At 37.6% G+C, this 17,627-nt stretch carries 17 protein-coding genes; 12 read left to right on the top strand and 5 right to left on the bottom strand.

Going from position 1 to position 17,627, the window contains the following annotated elements:
• Positions 1 to 61: 61 nt before the first annotated feature.
• The 4 genes from LXM54_RS23835 (at position 62) to LXM54_RS23820 (ending at position 4,191) form a co-directional block, all read left to right on the top strand.
• Positions 62 to 685 (top strand): class I SAM-dependent methyltransferase, encoded by a 624-nt coding sequence (locus LXM54_RS23835; RefSeq protein WP_233318162.1) that lies wholly within the window; start codon positions 62 to 64, stop codon positions 683 to 685.
• A 248-nt stretch (positions 686 to 933) separates the two neighbouring features.
• Positions 934 to 1,494 carry a TetR/AcrR family transcriptional regulator gene (locus LXM54_RS23830; RefSeq protein WP_233318161.1) on the top strand — a complete coding sequence of 187 codons (561 nt, stop codon included), beginning with the start codon at positions 934 to 936 and terminating at the stop codon, positions 1,492 to 1,494.
• 2 nt (positions 1,495 to 1,496) lie between these two features.
• The gene (locus LXM54_RS23825; RefSeq protein WP_233318158.1) at positions 1,497 to 2,927 is read left to right on the top strand and encodes a DHA2 family efflux MFS transporter permease subunit; all 1,431 of its coding nucleotides are present in this window, start codon (positions 1,497 to 1,499) and stop codon (positions 2,925 to 2,927) included.
• An 853-nt stretch (positions 2,928 to 3,780) separates the two neighbouring features.
• A complete protein-coding gene (locus LXM54_RS23820) occupies positions 3,781 to 4,191 on the top strand; it encodes a hypothetical protein (RefSeq protein ID WP_233318156.1) in 411 nt (136 codons plus the stop codon).
• Between the two features lie 53 nt (positions 4,192 to 4,244).
• On the opposite strand, the gene LXM54_RS23815 is transcribed toward LXM54_RS23820, so the two are convergent.
• The gene (locus LXM54_RS23815) at positions 4,245 to 4,862 is read right to left on the bottom strand and encodes a GntR family transcriptional regulator (protein ID WP_233318154.1); all 618 of its coding nucleotides are present in this window, start codon (positions 4,860 to 4,862) and stop codon (positions 4,245 to 4,247) included.
• Positions 4,863 to 5,093: 231 nt separating this feature from the next.
• Between LXM54_RS23815 and garR the strand changes: the two genes are divergently transcribed.
• The 5 genes from garR to LXM54_RS23790 all read left to right on the top strand — a co-directional run bounded on the left by garR (position 5,094) and on the right by LXM54_RS23790 (position 10,458).
• Positions 5,094 to 5,993, top strand: a complete 900-nt coding sequence (gene garR / locus LXM54_RS23810) for a 2-hydroxy-3-oxopropionate reductase (protein WP_233318152.1) — start codon at positions 5,094 to 5,096, stop codon at positions 5,991 to 5,993.
• Positions 5,994 to 6,001: 8 nt separating this feature from the next.
• Complete coding sequence (locus LXM54_RS23805) at positions 6,002 to 7,429, top strand: four-carbon acid sugar kinase family protein (RefSeq protein ID WP_442780541.1); 1,428 nt, start codon at positions 6,002 to 6,004, stop codon at positions 7,427 to 7,429.
• Between the two features lie 66 nt (positions 7,430 to 7,495).
• The gene (locus tag LXM54_RS23800) at positions 7,496 to 8,818 is read left to right on the top strand and encodes a gluconate:H+ symporter (protein WP_233318148.1); all 1,323 of its coding nucleotides are present in this window, start codon (positions 7,496 to 7,498) and stop codon (positions 8,816 to 8,818) included.
• Positions 8,819 to 9,028: 210 nt separating this feature from the next.
• Positions 9,029 to 9,679 carry an HD-GYP domain-containing protein gene (locus tag LXM54_RS23795; RefSeq protein WP_233318145.1) on the top strand — a complete coding sequence of 217 codons (651 nt, stop codon included), beginning with the start codon at positions 9,029 to 9,031 and terminating at the stop codon, positions 9,677 to 9,679.
• A 239-nt stretch (positions 9,680 to 9,918) separates the two neighbouring features.
• Positions 9,919 to 10,458 (top strand): cysteine hydrolase family protein, encoded by a 540-nt coding sequence (locus tag LXM54_RS23790; RefSeq protein ID WP_233318255.1) that lies wholly within the window; start codon positions 9,919 to 9,921, stop codon positions 10,456 to 10,458.
• 18 nt (positions 10,459 to 10,476) lie between these two features.
• Here the strand turns inward: LXM54_RS23790 and LXM54_RS23785 are convergent, their stop codons facing one another.
• A complete protein-coding gene (locus LXM54_RS23785; RefSeq protein ID WP_233318144.1) occupies positions 10,477 to 11,238 on the bottom strand; it encodes a CPBP family intramembrane glutamic endopeptidase in 762 nt (253 codons plus the stop codon).
• A 268-nt stretch (positions 11,239 to 11,506) separates the two neighbouring features.
• Between LXM54_RS23785 and LXM54_RS23780 the strand changes: the two genes are divergently transcribed.
• Positions 11,507 to 12,529, top strand: a complete 1,023-nt coding sequence (locus tag LXM54_RS23780; RefSeq protein WP_233318142.1) for an ROK family transcriptional regulator — start codon at positions 11,507 to 11,509, stop codon at positions 12,527 to 12,529.
• A gap of 84 nt (positions 12,530 to 12,613) precedes the next feature.
• On the opposite strand, the gene LXM54_RS23775 is transcribed toward LXM54_RS23780, so the two are convergent.
• On the bottom strand, positions 12,614 to 13,090 hold the full coding sequence (locus LXM54_RS23775; protein ID WP_233318140.1) for a hypothetical protein: 477 nt from the start codon (positions 13,088 to 13,090) through the stop codon (positions 12,614 to 12,616).
• 111 nt (positions 13,091 to 13,201) lie between these two features.
• Positions 13,202 to 14,590 carry a Na+/H+ antiporter NhaC gene (gene nhaC / locus LXM54_RS23770; protein ID WP_233318138.1) on the bottom strand — a complete coding sequence of 463 codons (1,389 nt, stop codon included), beginning with the start codon at positions 14,588 to 14,590 and terminating at the stop codon, positions 13,202 to 13,204.
• Between the two features lie 307 nt (positions 14,591 to 14,897).
• Between nhaC and LXM54_RS23765 the strand changes: the two genes are divergently transcribed.
• Positions 14,898 to 15,584: a DUF421 domain-containing protein gene (locus LXM54_RS23765; RefSeq protein WP_233318136.1), complete on the top strand. Its 687-nt coding sequence runs from the start codon at positions 14,898 to 14,900 to the stop codon at positions 15,582 to 15,584.
• A 38-nt stretch (positions 15,585 to 15,622) separates the two neighbouring features.
• On the opposite strand, the gene LXM54_RS23760 is transcribed toward LXM54_RS23765, so the two are convergent.
• Positions 15,623 to 16,441, bottom strand: coding sequence for a mechanosensitive ion channel family protein (locus LXM54_RS23760; protein WP_233318134.1), 819 nt, complete (start codon positions 16,439 to 16,441; stop codon positions 15,623 to 15,625).
• Between the two features lie 170 nt (positions 16,442 to 16,611).
• Between LXM54_RS23760 and LXM54_RS23755 the strand changes: the two genes are divergently transcribed.
• Positions 16,612 to 17,586 (top strand): alpha/beta hydrolase, encoded by a 975-nt coding sequence (locus LXM54_RS23755; protein ID WP_233318132.1) that lies wholly within the window; start codon positions 16,612 to 16,614, stop codon positions 17,584 to 17,586.
• The last annotated feature ends 41 nt before the right edge of the window (positions 17,587 to 17,627 follow it).

Genomic DNA, 17,627 nt, shown 5'->3' with positions numbered 1-17,627 from the left:
GTCTTTATGTCTTTAATTAATAATTATGAGCATAGTATATGAAAAAGGAGCGCGAAATATAATGGAATTCTGGGAATCCAGCTTTATTGAAAAACAAATGATGTGGGGATACGAACCGACAGATTCAGCGATTTTAACAAAGGATTTTTTCCTTGAAAAGAATGTAAAGGATGTACTTATACCAGGGATTGGCTATGGTAGGAATGCGAAGGTTTTCCTTGAAAATGAAATCAATGTTACAGGTATTGAGATTTCCCAAACAGCCATTGACTTGGCGAAGCAAAATGGAGTTAATTGCAAAATTTTTCATGGATCTGTTAGTGACATGCCTTATGATAATAAGCAATACGACGGTATATTTTCTCATGCTCTGCTTCACTTGTTAAATAGGGAAGAGAGAAAGAAGTTTATTAGTGATTGCTACAACCAGTTAAAACCGAATGGGTACATGGTCTTTACCACTGTTTCCAAAAAAGCCCCAATGTTTGGTAAGGGTAAACAGTTAGCGGAAGACTATTTCGAAATTATGGAAGGTGTGAAAATGTTTTTTTATGATTCTGCTTCAATAGATGAAGACTTTAAAAACTTTGGATTGGTAGAGGCGATAGAAGTGGATGAACCAAATAAACATAGTGAAAATAAATCATCTATAAATTTTCTCATGGTAAAATGTCAGAAAAAATGATGTGTTGTAGGTATTTCTTGCAGCTCGCTAGTCAAAAAAGTGAGGGAGGCACCAATTTGGTGCTTCTCTTTTTTTTCTACTTCTAACTATAACCCATTTCTATTTTATACTATGAAGAATATCAACTAAAAATCTATATAATAGTTTATTCTCATCAAAAAAATTATAAAAAAAATGCTTGAAATTCTGAAAAAATTTTTGATATAGTTAAAAACAGACCGGTTGGTATGTGGAGGTGTGCTACGGAAATGGATACTAAATCGCTGATAATCGAGATCGCGACTAATCTTTTTCAACAGAAAGGCTATAAGGGGGTAGGAGTTAACGAAATACTGAAGGAATGCAATCTTACAAAGGGTGGTCTTTATCACCATTTCCCTGGCGGAAAGGAAGAGCTGCTTATTGCTTGTCTGCAATCGATGAACAAGGCGATAACAGAGGATATTGAAGTAATATTTAATCAATATCCAACAACAATTGAAGCAACACAAGCGATGATTAGTAAATTGATTGCTGTATTTGATCAAGAGGGCACGATTGCCGGCTATACGTTTAACAGTATTGTCAGTGAAATGGCATCATTAAGTGAGCCTGTCCGCAATGCTTGTTCTTCTTTATATACAAAGATTCAAGGCATTTACGCAGCCAAGCTGATAGATGATGGCTTTTCAGACGTAAAGGCTAAGTCGATTGCACTAATGATGACGGCATCAATTGAAGGTGGGATGATGCTTTGCCTAACAGAAAAGGCAAGCGAACCACTAAAAACAATCTCAAGTGTGTTGCCGAATATATTAAAGGAGACTTAGTAATGGATCAACAAATAAATGCAGGGCCTAATGTAGGCTCTGCAGCAGAGCAACAGATCAAAACCGGACCGATAATGGCTGCGCTTTTAGTCGCAGGCTTTGTCGGGCTTTTTAGTGAAACAGCGTTAAATATTGCTTTAGGAGAATTAAGCAGCCTTTTCCAAACAAATGCGACAACGATTCAATGGCTGGCAACAGGTTATTTTCTAACATTAGGAATATTAGTTCCTGTTACAGGGATAATGATGCAAAAGTTTACAACAAGGCAAATGTTTCTAACATCTATCTTTTTGACATTGGCTGGAACGATTTTAGCAGCCTCCGCGCCTGTATTTGGAGTCTTGCTGGCAGGGCGTGTTATTCAAGCCGCAGGGCTTGCGATTAATTTGCCTTTAACACAAAATGTCATCTTTACGATTTTTCCTCCTAATAAACGAGGTGGTGCCATGGGGATTATGGGGCTTGTGATGCTTGCAGGACCAGCGCTTGGTCCGACGATAGCTGGTCTGATTTTGGACACGTTATCATGGAATTGGATATTTTGGGTTACAATACCGTTCTTATTGTTCTCCCTGATTTTCGGATTTATTTATTTGCCTAATGTCAATGAGCTGCGTAAAGTTTCAATAGACGCACTGTCTGTCACCCTGTCGACAATTGGCTTCGGTGGGATTGTTTACGGAGTAAGTGTGGGCGGTGAGCATGATGGCTGGACGAGTCCGACTGTCATTATATCAATCATCATCGGTTTAATCGCACTTGTGCTGTTTGCAGTCCGGCAAACGAAGATGGAACATCCTATGCTGAATTTAAAAGCATTTTCGTATCCGCTGTTTGTTCTTGGCGTATTCATGAGCTTTATTACTTTCTTTAACATGCTTTCTATGCTTATCATCCTGCCGATGTATATGCAGATGGCACTTATGCTTGCTGCCTTTACATCAGGACTTATTTTGCTGCCAGGAAGCTTGCTAAACTGTGTGTTAGCACCGATTATTGGCAAGCTGTTTGATAAATATGGACCTAGAGCGGTCATAACACCAGGTACTTTACTTGTAGCTATCGGGTATATTATTTATTCACAATTTGGCACTGATACAGCACTATGGATGATTGCCTTAACGCATATTATTATGATGCTTGGAATTGGAGCGGTGCTTGCATCTGTCCAAACAAATACACTGAATTCCTTGCCAAAACAGTACTATCCAGACGGTATTGCTTTGACGCAAACGATTCAGCAAGTATCTGGCGCCATAGGAATTGCAGTGATGGTATCCTTATTATCAGCGAATCAGACAAGCTATCTTGAAGGCGTTGCTAATGCTCCTGCAGAGGCAGCAGCATCTGGTTCATCCTTTGTCTTTACGATTAGTTTAGTGTTGGCAGTCGTTAATTTTGTACTGTCACTATTTATGAAAAAGCCAAACTAACCATTTTTAAAAACCAAGTCCATTTTATAACTTCGTAAAAGTTCACTTTTGCGAAGTTTATTACATGTAATTATCACCCTTTAACGCTTCGCTATGTTATTTTCTTATTTTCTTAAAAATAGGTATGACCATTGGGGAGAAGCGGTTTCTGACAACAGCTCGCATTAATATATTATATGGTATTAAGAAATTTCTTAAGGAAGTGAGGGACAAGCATTTTTTTTGGAAGTAATATTACTTGGGAGGAAAAAGCACTATACACTAAGTATTCGGGAACATAGATGGTGGAATTAGTCTTTGGCAGAGCATTATGAATGTTCAATAGAAATAAAAATATGATGATGTAGCTAAGTAAAGAATTTTGTTGTTCATTAAGTATGTTATAAGCAGGACGATGAAAAAAATAAAGAAATAAACCTTTTGTTTCCTTAGGTATTGCACAGTTTTACTAAGTTAAGTATCAGGCTGCATAGAAATAAGCTGCCCAAATAAATGATGTAAACTCTCATAATGTGCAGTGTCTTCAAAGACTAATGCTCGTTTCTTATTAAGTAATTATTCTTCTGACAAAACATTTGTACTCAAAAATCTTTAAGAGATTCTTAGTATAATTCCCCTAGCATACCATTAAAACCTCCCTTTTCACTTACTTTGAAAGGTGCACTATTTTATAAGTGCACCTCTTTTTCTTGTTTTAAATATTCTTGCAAACAGCTGTATTAATGTCCTTCATGCATTTTCATCATTTTCTTGTCAGGTCTTATAAATAGGTAAATGAGCGGTAACAGAAGGGGACAAGCGGCAATATATTATTAGGGAAGTAAATAATATTTTGATGGAAGGGGATAACATTATGCATCTTCATTTAGATTTTGTTTTATTTGAAAAGCATAAGAAAAAAAAGGACGGAGAGAAAAAACATCATCATCATGATGATTGTAAATGCAAGCATAAGCATGATCACAAATGTGACAACAAATGTGCAGAAGGTATTAAAGAAGAATTGAAAAGACTTCGAGGCCGCCTTGTTAAAGTAATAGTAGATGGTGGATATTTCATAGGTTTAGTTGGCAATGTAGACTGTGATAAATTGATTTTAGGTCCTGCTCCTTTCTATTATCCTGTAACTATTTCACTTTGTGAAATTAATGGAGTAGTAGAATTGCCATACTATCCTTATTTCAATGGAACAGAAGAATTATCTGTTGCTGATCAACTAGCAATGAACTTTGCTGGTGCTCCAGAAGTAGAAGAAGAAGAATAATATATGCAAAAAGCAAGGATGTACTCTTATGAGTGCACCCTTGCTTTTTTTTGTTACCCTATCAAGTGAAGGCAAAACTCCAAGTCAGCCTGCAAATGATCTTTCATCAGTTGTTCTGCTTTTTGCCCATCTCTAAGCTTTATTGCTTCAAATATCTGTTCATGCTCATCGATGAGATGAGGCCGGTTATAAAACACAACCGTTTTTCTAAAAAGATAGATGGTAGACTGCATACGATCGATAATATCAATCATGACAGGATTATTGCTTGATTGAACGATGATTTCATGAAAACGCTCATTTGCTTTCATGATTTCGTCCACTGTTCCGTTTCTTCCAATCTCGACACATTCTAATAATTCTTCCAGCTCTTTTTCTTTTATGTACGATGCAGCACACTGGGCAGAATAGCCTTCAAGCAAAATGCGGACTTGAAACATGTTGCGCAGGTCCTTTTCAGTCGGCTTCACGACACGTTTATTGACGATTAATCCTTCATGCTCTAATTTACGGATAGACTCCCTGATTGGTGTTCTGCTAACTCCTAATTCGGCGGCAATCTTTTCTTCCACAATTTTTGTGCCACCAGATAATTCACCGTTTAATATCTTGTCCCGCAGTATCTCATATGATTGATGATAAGCAGGCCGTGAACGGTTATTTCCAAACATAGCTTCACCCTCCAAGAACAACTACTATTTACAAGTATCTTACCAAACAATAGAAAAAATTAATACTTAGATAATATTTTTGTATACAAAAACATAAAAATTGTATACATTTTTTATGTAATCGTGTACAATAGGGTTGTAAATAACTGAAAACGATTGCAGTAGTTGTAAAATTCACACTGCATTCATAATAAAAAATGCAAATGCTTACAGTATAGAGGAGGAATAAATATGGAACGAAAAGTTGGTTTTATTGGATTAGGAATAATGGGGAAACCAATGTCGTTGAATCTTATAGAGAAAGGTCATACGCTTACGGTTTTTGATCTTAATCAGGATGCTGTTGCACAATTGCAAGCAGCCGGTGCATATGCCGCAACTACCGCTAAAGAGGTTGCTGAAAAGTCAGATGTTATTATTACAATGCTTCCTGCGTCTAAACATGTAAAAGAAGTAATACTTGGAGAAAATGGTATTTTGGAAGGTGCAAAACCCGGTTCTGTCATCGTTGATATGAGCTCTATCACACCAAATGTCTCACGTGAACTTGCAGCAGAAGCTGCCAAACTTGGGGTGGAAATGCTGGATGCGCCTGTTAGCGGCGGTGAACCAAAGGCGATTGATGGAACATTGTCCATTATGGTTGGCGGTAAGTCAGATGTATTTGAAAGCGTTAAACCTATCTTGAATGGTATGGGAAAGGATATTGTCTTAGTGGGAGACAATGGCTGTGGTGTAACAGCCAAGCTTGCTAATCAAATAATTGTAAACCTTAACATTGCAGCAATGTCCGAGGCTTTAGTACTGGCTGCAAAAGCAGGTATTGATATTGAAAAGATGTATGAAGCAATTCGCGGAGGACTTGCAGGAAGTACGGTTCTTGATGCTAAGGTGCCTATGATTCTTGAAAGGAATTTTGCACCAGGCGGCAGCATTGCAATCAATATGAAAGATATTACAAATGTTATGGATACAGCCCATGAAATTGGTGTGCCACTGCCTCTTTCAAGTCAATTGCTGGAAATATTCCATGCATTAAAAACAGACGGAAAAGTGAATGATGACCATGCCAGCATTGTCCGCTATTATGAAAAGCTAGCTAATACTGAAGTAAAGAAGGTTGAGAAATAATGGAGAGCTTGCGCTTGAATGCAGAATACCTTAACCAACTTCCAGCAGTAGACAAAAAGGCGGCAGACCAATTAGCAGCAGCGGCATTAAAGGAACTAAACAAAAAAATCATTGTTCTCGATGATGATCCGACAGGTGTCCAAACAGTAAATAATATTTCTGTTTTTACTGATTGGTCTAAAGAAGCGATAGAGGCAGGGTTTCAAGAAGATTCATCCATGTTTTTTATTCTAACAAACTCACGCGGATTGACAGTAAAAGAAACAGAAGAAGTTCATCGTGAAATTGCTGAAAATATCCTTTCGGTTGCATCCAAACTGAATAAGGAATTTATAATTATCAGCAGAGGGGATTCGACATTACGCGGTCATTATCCCCTTGAAACAGCTGTTATCCGCAAGACACTTGAAGCGGGCTCCAGCTTAAAGATAGACGGAGAAGTAATCCTTCCCTATTTTAAAGAAGGCGGACGCTTTACGATAAATAATATTCATTATGTGCAAACAGGAACAGAGCTGATTCCTGCTGGTGAAACGGAATTCGCTAAAGACCGTACATTTGGCTATTCCAGTTCTCATCTTGGAGAATGGGTAGAGGAAAAGTCAAATGGGGAGTTTCCAGCAAAGAACACATTATATATTTCCATTGAGCAGCTTCGCGCACAGGAAGTTGATAATATTGCGGAACAGTTAACTGCTGTGACTGATTTCAACAAGATAGTTGTCAATGCAGCTGACGAAGCAGATGTAAAGATATTTACTGCAGCACTCGTTAAAGCAATTCAGGCAGGAAAGAATTTTCTGTTTAGAAGTGCAGCTGCTCTGCCTAAAGTAATCGGCGGTGTGCAAGACAGGGGCCTTTTGACAAGAGGCGAACTAGTCAAGGAAGAAACAACTAATGGCGGTTTAATAATAGTCGGCTCTCATGTAAAGAAAACGACAGAGCAATTGGATAAATTAAAAGAGCTAACATCGATTGAATTTATTGAATTTCAAACAAACTTAGTGCTTGAGCCAGATAAGTTTCAAGCAGAGTGTGAGCGTGTGATTGAAACAGTCGAAAGCTTGATTACTGCAGGTAAAACGGTAGCAGTTTATACGAGCAGGAAAAGGCTGGACCTTGGGGAAAACAAAAAAGAAGAAGAATTGAAGCTTTCTGTGTCTATTTCAGATGCAGTGACGTCCATTGTCACAAAGCTGAAGGTAAGACCTAATTTCCTTGTTGCCAAAGGCGGCATTACCTCCAGTGATGTAGGAACAAAGGGTCTCGGGGTGAAAAGAGCAACAGTTGCCGGACAAATCAGACCGGGAATTCCAGTATGGATTACTGGAGAAGAAAGTAAATATCCGGGGATGTCTTATGTAATATTCCCAGGGAATGTCGGTACAGTCGATGATCTAAAGACTGTTGTCCAAATATTAGGCACACAAGCATAAATCACATATAATCATGGAATGCCGATTACGGCATTCCAAAATTACAGAGGGAATCGAGGGAGAAATATGCCGATCGTATATATATGTATAGGGGTAGCGCTTTTGCTCTTATTAATGGTTGTCTTTAAGTTAAACGCTTTCATATCGCTGGTGATTGTTTCGCTGCTTGTAGGGGTTATGGAAGGCATGGCGCCAATCGAAGCAATGGAATCTATTACAAATGGTCTTGGAAGCACCTTAGGGCATCTTGTTTTAGTTATCTGTTTCGGAGGTATGCTAGGTAAACTGATGGCTGATTCAGGCGGTGCTCAGCGAATTGCCACAACCTTGATAAATTCGTTTGGGAAAAAGCGGGTTCAGCTCGCAGCAGTTTTAACTGCAGGTATAGTCGGTATCGCACTGTTCTTTGAAACAGGTGTAGTGGTGTTAATTCCGCTAGTGTTTACGATTGCTGCACAAGCAGGTGTCCCAATTCTTTATATCGGAATGCCGGTCATATCTGCACTGATTACGATGCACGGCTTTGTACCGCCACACCCTGGGCCAACAGCTGTTGCAGCAGTATATGATGCAAATATCGGAAAGACATTATTATATGGTGTGCTAATTGCAATACCAGCGATTTATTTAAGTGGTCCACTTTATGTGAAGACATTTAAGAAAGCAGATTTAGAAGTAGAAATCCCAAAAGGATTATTTACTCCGAAGCATTATAAAGAAAGTGAACTGCCGAGCTTCGGTATCAGTGTGTTTACAGCATTAATTCCAGTAATACTTATTGCTTTCCAAGCAGTGGTGGAAATTGCTATGCCGAATTCCTCCTTACTGCCAGTCGCCCAGTTTTTAGGAGATCCTGGTTTTGCCTTATTAATTGCAGTTATTGTGGCTATCTTTACTTTTGGCTTAAACCGTGGAAAAAAGATGCCGGAAATCATGAACTCGATTTCTGAATCAGTAAGCAGCATTGCTATGATTCTATTGGTAATCGCAGGGGGCGGAGCATTTAAACAAGTGCTGATTGACACACATGTCGATCAGTATGTGGCAAACCTGATGGAAGGCTCAACGATGTCTCCGTTAATTTTAGCTTGGCTGATTGCTGCGATTCTTCGTGTTGTCCTTGGTTCAGCAACAGTTGCAGGACTAACAGCTGCAGGTATTGCCGCACCTTTAGTTGGTGCTGCCCATGTTAGTCCAGAGCTAATGGTACTGGCGACTGGAGCTGGTAGTATGACATTCTCCCATGTGAACGATGCAGGCTTTTGGATTTATAAGGAGTATTTCAACCTTTCAATCGGAAAAACCATCCGTACATGGTCTGTTATGGTTACCATTGCATCCTTAGTTGGGCTTGCAGGTGTGTTAATTATCAACATGTTTATTAGTTAACGTGTTTCTACTATTTAAAAGTTGATAAGCTTATAAATTGATAGAGCTGCAATTTAGGAATTTCTAAATTGCAGTTTTTTTTGTTGCAAAATACAGGTCCTATTAGCAAAAGCTGTCTAATTAGGATTCTATTCCTATATAAATCCTCCATAATCCTTATTATAATTCTTGGTAGATAGGCTAATATACCTAAGAGGAGGGATGATTAAATTGGGAAATAGAAATACTGCTATAACGTACCATGATGAAGAGACCTTCCATTACAGGCGGAAATCTTCCAGAGAATTAATTAGCCATGTGGCATCAGCATGTGATATTCGTGATCAAAAAATTATGGGCCATCTAAGCAGAGTGCAGGAATTGACTAAGATGCTCATAAAGGCTTATAACAGAAACAGAGAAGTACTTAATAAGGATTATTATAATAGCATTGCTGACTCAAGCATCCTACATGACATAGGAAAGGCGCGAATTCCGGTGGAAATACTGTATAAAACAGGTGAATTAGATCATTCGGAAAGAAATATGATGAATATGCATCCGATAATTGGCGCAGCCATGTTTAAAGAAAAGACCTTTAGAGTGCTGTATTGTGACAATCTAGTATTAAAGGTAGCGGAGAACATCATACTATATCATCATGAAAGATGGGATGGCACAGGGTACCCATATAATTTGAAGGGTTATGAAATACCGTTGGAGGCTAGGATAGTAGCTATTGCAGATAGCTATGATGCATTAACGAATGAAAGATCCTATAAGAAAGCTTGGTCAAAGGAAAAGACACTACAATATATATATGAACAAAAAGGGAAGCAATTTGATCCAGACATTACAGAAGTATTTTTGGAAGTCATTTAATAGTAGCTATAAGTTCCCCGCTGTAAACTCCAGTTTAACGCGCAGCTTACATCATTATTATTCTGCAGAAAAAAACTCTGATATATATTAATCCATGAATGAGAGGCTGGTAAAGAACCAGCCTTATTTTTGCAGCCAATTTTACATAAATAGAGGGTTCATTGGAATAATAACTTCTAATGATTTTAAATATTAGGAGGATATTATTGGCGAACTTAAGAGAAGAACTGCCAGCACTTATGATTTTGGATGTACAGAAAGGCTTTGACGACCCGTACTGGGGAAAGCGGAACAATCAGCAAGCTGAAAAAAATATAGCACGCCTTCTAACTGAATGGAGAAACAGAAAAGGGCATATTATTTATTCGCAGCATATGTCTGTGCAGCCGGATTCTCCCCTTCATTATAAAAATAAGGTGGGAACACAGTTTAAAGACAGTATACAGCCACTGCAACTGGAAACTATCTTTCAAAAAAATGTAAACAGTGCCTTTATCGGTACAGGTTTAGAAACATATCTTAAAGATCAGCAAATAAAATCTGTAGTTATCACTGGACTGTCCACACAGCATTGTATTTCTACGACAACACGAATGAGTGGAAATTTAGGATATCAAACTTTCCTAGTGTCTGATGCCACAGCAGCATTCGAAACGACCGATCAAAAAGGTAATTATTATGATGCAGACTCTATCCATAATTATGAGCTTGCCATGCTCCAGAACGAATTTGCGACAATTCTTACGACAGAGGAGATTTTGAGTGAATGGAATAGTTAACAAAAATCCCTTAAATAGTTATGGGATTTTTGTTATGCGCGAATCCTGTATGGTTTGCTTATCTTCGCCCAGCTTAGCCATGTAATCTATTAAGAAATGGAGGATAATAAGGGGAATAATCGAGCCAAGGCCAGCATATAAGATCGAAAAAACTAAGCCAACAATTGCTGTCCGCAATACACCTGACAATAGCCCCTGATACGTATGAGCAAGTCCGAATAAAAGAGATGCAAAGATGGCAACAAACCAAATGGACAGGCTTGGAAATAAGTAAGAAAAAGCAAAGAGTAAAAAGCCGCGGTATATTATCTCTTCGGTAACACCTGCCGTAATAGAAACGTAATTCCAAAGCTTTTTCTCCTTCTTACTTACAGGCATTATTGCAAGAAACTCGGACTTCTCCTTTTGTTTGTTTTTTGCTTCGGTTAGATTTGTCCGAATATTACTACTGACATGGTATCCAATCATATAATAGAGAATAGCCATAATATAGACGCCAGTTAAGGCAAAGACGATATAGGTAATAACAGGACCAAATACATCTGTGTTAATAGAAGGTAAGGTAAATCCGATTTGATTAAAGGTAACTTCGGTGAAAAGGACTAAGAGGATAATATAAAGAGTAGGGACCCACAAGCCAACAATAGTATGAATATAATACTTCTCTCTGGCATGTGCAATGGTTGTGACATTTACCTTGAATTTCTGAAAATCAAAATATCCAAAAATAGGCTCATACACAAACAAAAAAACAATCATTATCCAAAGGAATATTTCCATGTAAACCTCCTAATTTTTGTTTTCCACTTTATTTTTATTCAAGAAGGAATGTGATATTCCTGCTTTTCATACAGCTGTATTATTTTAAAGTATTGAAATTCAGCAAACTGTGCTGATTAGACCAGTTTTTTAGATAAGCATTGAATTAAGATTAAAGACCTTTAAGTAAGATGTAGAGTGATGCTTGTATTGTGATAGATATTTATTTATGCTATAGTATCACCATGCTTTTTTAACTGCTTTAAAAAGGTTTATGGTGGTGAATGGAATGAATGAATTATCAGCAACTCCAAAATCGATGAAAAAAATGATCCTAACTGGAATTCGCAAAGCCCTTCTTGAAGCAGGAAGTGCAACGAAAGTGGAACTTAGTAATACATTAGGTATCAGTTTTCCGACTATCAGTAAATTCCTAGCGCAAATGGAAAAGGACGGGGAAATAAACTTAGTCGGATTAGATGATTCAAGTGGGGGAAGAAGAGCTAAACGCTATTCGTATAACCCAGAATATATGTTAGGCTTGGCGATCTTTCTAGAAGGATCAGAAACCAATTACACGATTTTTAATTGTATTGGAGAAATAAAGGAAAACGGAACTACTCCAAGTGTGCTAAAAGAGGATGGACTCACCTCTCTAAATATATATATTGAAAGCATGATGGAGAAGCATCCGAAAATAAGATCGCTTGCTGTCGGGGTGCCAGGTTCTGTTGATAATGGACGGATTTTTTATATACCAGGCTATGAATCCTTTCAAAACTTTGATTTAAAAGGTTATTATGAAGAACGGTTTGACATTCCTGTTGTAGTGGAAAATGATATGAATGCTGCTGTTCTTGGTTATCACGCAAATATGGGGATGACAGACAAGCATTCCTTAGTATATTTGTATTTTGGTCAAAACGGACCAGGAGCAGGTATTATGATAAATGGCGATGTAGTTAGAGGAAACACCTTTTTTTCAGGTGAAATCTCGTTTGTTCCCCAATATAATGATAAGAATTTTCAGCAGGCGATAGAAAGTGAAGCTAGAAGCAAGGTAATGATAGTGGAGGACCATCAAATCGATGCAACAAGCAGACTAATTGCCTCGTTTGTATCAATTCTTAATCCGCATACAATTATATTTTATAATGATGAAGTGGATAAAGAGAGCTTAGAACACATAGCAACATGCAGCGCAAAATATGTTCCTTCCGAACATCTGCCGGAACTTACAGTTAGTGATTGGAAAAAAGATTATTTATATGGGCTCCAAAGTCTTGCATTGGATCAACTTATGAAAGATTAACAATAAACGGTGTTGTCAATTAAACTCACTCTTTAATAGGAGCAGGTTTTATAGACAGCACCTTCTTTCAGTTGGGGCAAAAACTTATTCGTTTGTAATAAATTTCAAGTGCCAAGGCAATAGAAAACCGAATGCAAATACATAGACAATAATGGAGATATATCCGTTCCAGCCTTTAAATGTCATATAGCCAAGCTGAACCATTCCAAATTGAATTAAAAAGGCTGCCAGAGTAAACCAGGAAGTTAACATCCATTTGTTTTTCGAATGGAGGAAATTCAAAAAAAGAATCGAAAGGGAGGTTGGAATTAACGTATAGCTCAAAATATCACCGAGACCTGCTTTTTTAGGATTGCCTATATCAAATAAGTCGAATGCCCTTGCGAGAATCCCGTCACTGAGCCAAGTAGCAAATCCAACTACCCCGAATGTAATATAAATATCTCTCCATGAAATCTTCTTAGGTATAATAAGTACAGAAAGAACCAATACGATGCTTACAGTAACTGGGAACCATAAGCCCTTTGAACTTAAATCTAGATTATCAATAATTTCATGCATGCTGTAACCACCCTTAAGATTTGCCTTTATTTTCTGCAGATGGTCTTAGGAATATACAATTTTTATGGAAAAGGAAAAGCACAGTTATCAATTGATAACTATGCTGCTTTTTTATTGTTTTTTAGAATTTGATAATGAAATCCCTGTGAATCCATAAAAAATCGTAATGAGCGGACATAATAGACAAAACAGTGCAAATAGAGCATAGTCTGCAACAGAAACGCCAAGTACAGAAGACAAAAATACGCCACAGACGCCCCATGGAACGAGGGGATTAACGACTGTTCCCGCATCCTCAAGCACCCTCGAAAGATGCTTAGGCTGCAAGCCGGCTTTTTTGAAATTTTCTTTAAAGGCATTACCAGGCAGCAGGATAGATAAGTATTGCTCTCCAAGAATAAAGTTAACGGCAATTGCTGTTCCTGCTGCAGAGCATACTAGTAAGGAAACACGGTGCAGCATATTTTGGACTACAGATAATAAGGCAGGTACAATTCCAAGTCTGAATAACAATCCGCCCATACTTAAAGCAAGCAAAATGATGGATATGCTGAACATCATACTTTCAATTCCGCCTCTTGACAGCATAGAATCTACTTCTGCAATGCCGCTTGTTGACTTGTAGCCAGAGTATAGTAAATCAAGTATTGCATGAAAACCTAAGCCATTATTGACCCAAAAAGAAATAATTAACGCAGAAATTGTTCCAGCGAACAATGTGGCAATTACAGATACTTTTTTGAGTGCCAGAATAGCTAGTAAAATTAGCGGAATTAGTGAGTACCAATGTACAAGGTTTAGATTCAATAAAGTATCTTTAATTTCATCTATCTTTTGAATGCTGTCTCCAGTTTTACCTGGTGAAATCAATAAATATACAAGGAACGAAATGATAAATGCAGGAACTGTTGTCCATGCCATATCTTTAATATGTTCAAATAAGTCTGTATCTGCAACGCTTGCTGCAAGTGTTGTTGTATCAGATAAAGGTGACATCTTATCACCGAAAAACGCTCCGGAAATTACAGCGCCAGCAGTGATGGCAGGCGATATATCTAAAGCCGTGCTTGCTCCGATAAAGCCTACTCCAATTGTAGCCGCTGTAGTAAGGGAACTGCCGATACAAATACCGATAATAGCTGTAACAACGAAAACAATCGCAAAATAGAATTTACCTGAAACTAATTCAACTGCTAGAAAAATAAATGTCGGAATTGTTCCGCTTGCCATCCAGCTGCTGATTAGCATTCCTATAAAGAAGAAAATCATAATAGCACCGAGACCAGGTTTAACACCTTCTACCATTGCCTGTTCCAAATCGCGAAAGCTAACTTTTTTAATCGCTCCATAAACTAACAATAAAGCGATACCTGTCATGATAGCAATATGTGGGACAACCTCTACCCCAATTATCAGGTAACCAAGGGCCCCCATTAGTAATATCGTAATAAACACTGCCTCCAACGGACGGATCAACAGTGTATTTTTCTCAAAATCCATACCTATTCCTCCAAAACTCTTTAAAACTTGCTGCTTATGATTTATTAAAGTCAGCTATCTAGTAAAATAGTAACTTTCTTATTTAAACGCTTTTAAGCGTTAAAGCGAACATGCATTACGATACACCATATTTGTCGCTATGTCAAAATAATTTTTTCGTTGTTTGAGGATGATAGTGTGAGAAGTGCGAACGCTAAGTCTCTACGCAATATGCATAAAATGCATCTCAAATCAGAATAATTAGTAGAATGATTTCATGAAAAAGGGAAAAACTAACTGGAAATAGAGCAGAATGGTGGAAGAATACATGTCTGAGTATTTGGAGGTAACAGCTAGAACAATAGGCTGTTTTTTTCTATTGTATATAGGCACAAGGATCTTAGGGAAACAGCTGATTTCACAAATGACAAATATCCATTTTATTGCTTCTATCTCCATGGGTACGATTGCAGCAAATTTAACGTTCAATACTCCTATTAAAGTCGCTAATTTTATTCTGGCATTTGTTATTATCGTTATGATTGCTTTAGCAGGGGTTACAATGTCTGCAAGAAGCAAAGAGGCACGGAGGTTTTTTGGCGGGTGTCCCACACCTGTTATAAAGGATGGGCAAGTTTTAGAAGAGAACATGATAAACCTCCATTTTACAATAGACTATGTAAATCAGCTGCTGCGAGAGAAAGACATTTTCAATATCGAGGAAGTTCAGGATGCAATAGTAGAGGCAAGTGGAAAATTGTCTGTCTTAAAAAAGCCTCTATATAGGGAAGTTACAAAACAGGATATAAAGATTGCTGAAGCAGAGCAGACAAATCGCCCAGTTGAGTTAATTGTCAGAGGAGCAGTGTTGGAAGCAAATCTTATGCAACACAATCTTTCCTTGCTGCAACTCGAGCTGGACAAACAGAAACTGCTCTTGAATGAAGTTGATTATGCAGTAATAGGTTCTAATGGGAAGGTGTATATATTAAGCAATAAGGATTCTAAACAGTAAAAAGCAAGAGTTCCATTCGAACTCTTGCTTTTTACTGTTTAATGGCTTGTATTAGGGCTCTCTGCCATCGCTAAATCGTTTTGATAGGCAGTTAGAGCCAATTCATATCTGATTTTTTTGCTGGCTTCCACGAAATCTGTTTCATTTACAAGGCCAGATATAGAATATTTATGCCCCATGAAACCAACATTCAGCTCCGTAATTTCATTGAATTGAAATGGTTCGACAGGAATGCCGAATTCATCCTTCAATAAATAGTGACGATATTTATCATTGCAGGTTTTTGCTAAATCCTCCATCACTTTAAAGGCAGCATCTGGGTTTTGTCTATAGTTGAGGATGAGGCTTTCGTTAACCCTCCGCCTTCCCCTCGTTCCATTCTGCAGCTCGGTAATGTTGCTGTAGGAAACGGTATAGAGGTAACCGTCATACTGGCGGATTTTCAGGTGGCGAATGCTAATTTCTTCAATTTTCCCTTGTTTATCTCCATTGATAATAACATAGTCCCCGTGATGCAGCTGACGTTCAAATAAATATGTCAGTCCCATAATATAATCGCGAATAATATGCTGTAGAATCAATGCCAAGGCACTCGCTAATACAACTGACCCGGTTATCAGTCTATCCAGTTCAAAGAAATGGCTGAGCAAGTAAATAAGGAAGAATACCAGTCCTATAACCTTTGTCACCTGATTGGTGAAATGCATCAAAGTTTCTTCCCGCTTTTCATCTAAAAAGCTTGTTTTGTCAAAAAATATTTTTATGAACTTTCTAATTAAAAAAACTGTAAGTATAATGAGCAGTGCTACTGCTGTCAGTCTAACTGGAAATTTCTCGAATAGTTCTAAGATAAACATAAACTCACCCTTTTGCTTAAACTAATAAAGGAGAGAAAAATTCTTTCCTAACAAAAATTAACGATAGCATGTTTTCATAAAAAATAGAAGCGATATTCATTAATGGTGTTAAGTTAATTATAATGAAAGGGATAGGAAGATAAAAGCTGCTAATAGAAGGGGATTGTTCCGTGTTTTCAAAGTTTATTGATCATTATGCATTATCTGCATTACATAAAAAGAAAAGCTCAACCACACAATTTGCCATACCAGTCTTACCAACTGAAATAAACAGACAGGATTTCTACCAACCAGACAATCCTAGTTTTCAGACAGAAGTAACTGCAGATTATCAATCTAATACATATAGCTTTACCTCCTTCATTGCCACAGAATACCCTAATAATGATTTTATTAAAGGGGAAATGTTTTTGCAAAATAATAAGGGGGTAACACCAAATATAATCTTGATTCATGGCTGGAGAATGAACTCATACAGTAAATTAAAAAGTATTTACCATGATAAGATGTCAAGCTTAGGTTGGAACCTGTACTATTTTCCATTAGCCTATCACATGGAAAGAACTCCTCCTCCATCTCTGTATAGCGGGGAATTTATGATAAGTGCAAACTTGGACAGAACGGTGCATGCAACTAAACAATCGATTGTTGATTTAAGAACATTGATTCACTGGATTAAACAAACACAAGAGGGGCCGATTGTGTTAGTTGGTGTTAGCTTAGGAGGATGGATAGCGAATCTTGCAGCAACACAGGAGGCTGAAATTGATGGAGTTATTTCCGTCTTTTATGCCAATAGACTATCTCATTCTATCTGGAATACAATTCCTGGGAAATACATTAAGGCTGATTTCCTGAACAATGGAATAGGCTTTAAAGAACTGATTGAGCACTGGGGAATTACCGATCCAAGCGGGTCGCTTCCTAAAATAAAGAAAGAGAACATCTTATTAATTTCAGGAAAACACGATCAATATATCTCACTAGAAGACGCTGATCACTTGTGGCAAAGCTGGGGCAAACCGGCAAGACATGTATATAATTGCGGCCACTCAGGAATTGTCTTAAATAAAAAGAGAATAGCAAAAGATACTATTTCCTTTATTCAAGAGCAAGTTTTAAAGACCTTTAATAAGGAAGATTAATATATTAAGAAAATAATAGTAAATATAAAAGACTGCCTTTT

It is taken from the genome of Bacillus sp. Au-Bac7 (assembly GCF_021341655.1).
Taxonomy (GTDB): domain Bacteria; phylum Bacillota; class Bacilli; order Bacillales; family Cytobacillaceae; genus Niallia.
Note: the sequence above shows the minus strand (reverse complement) of the source record. Positions and strands in the feature narration are given on the sequence as shown.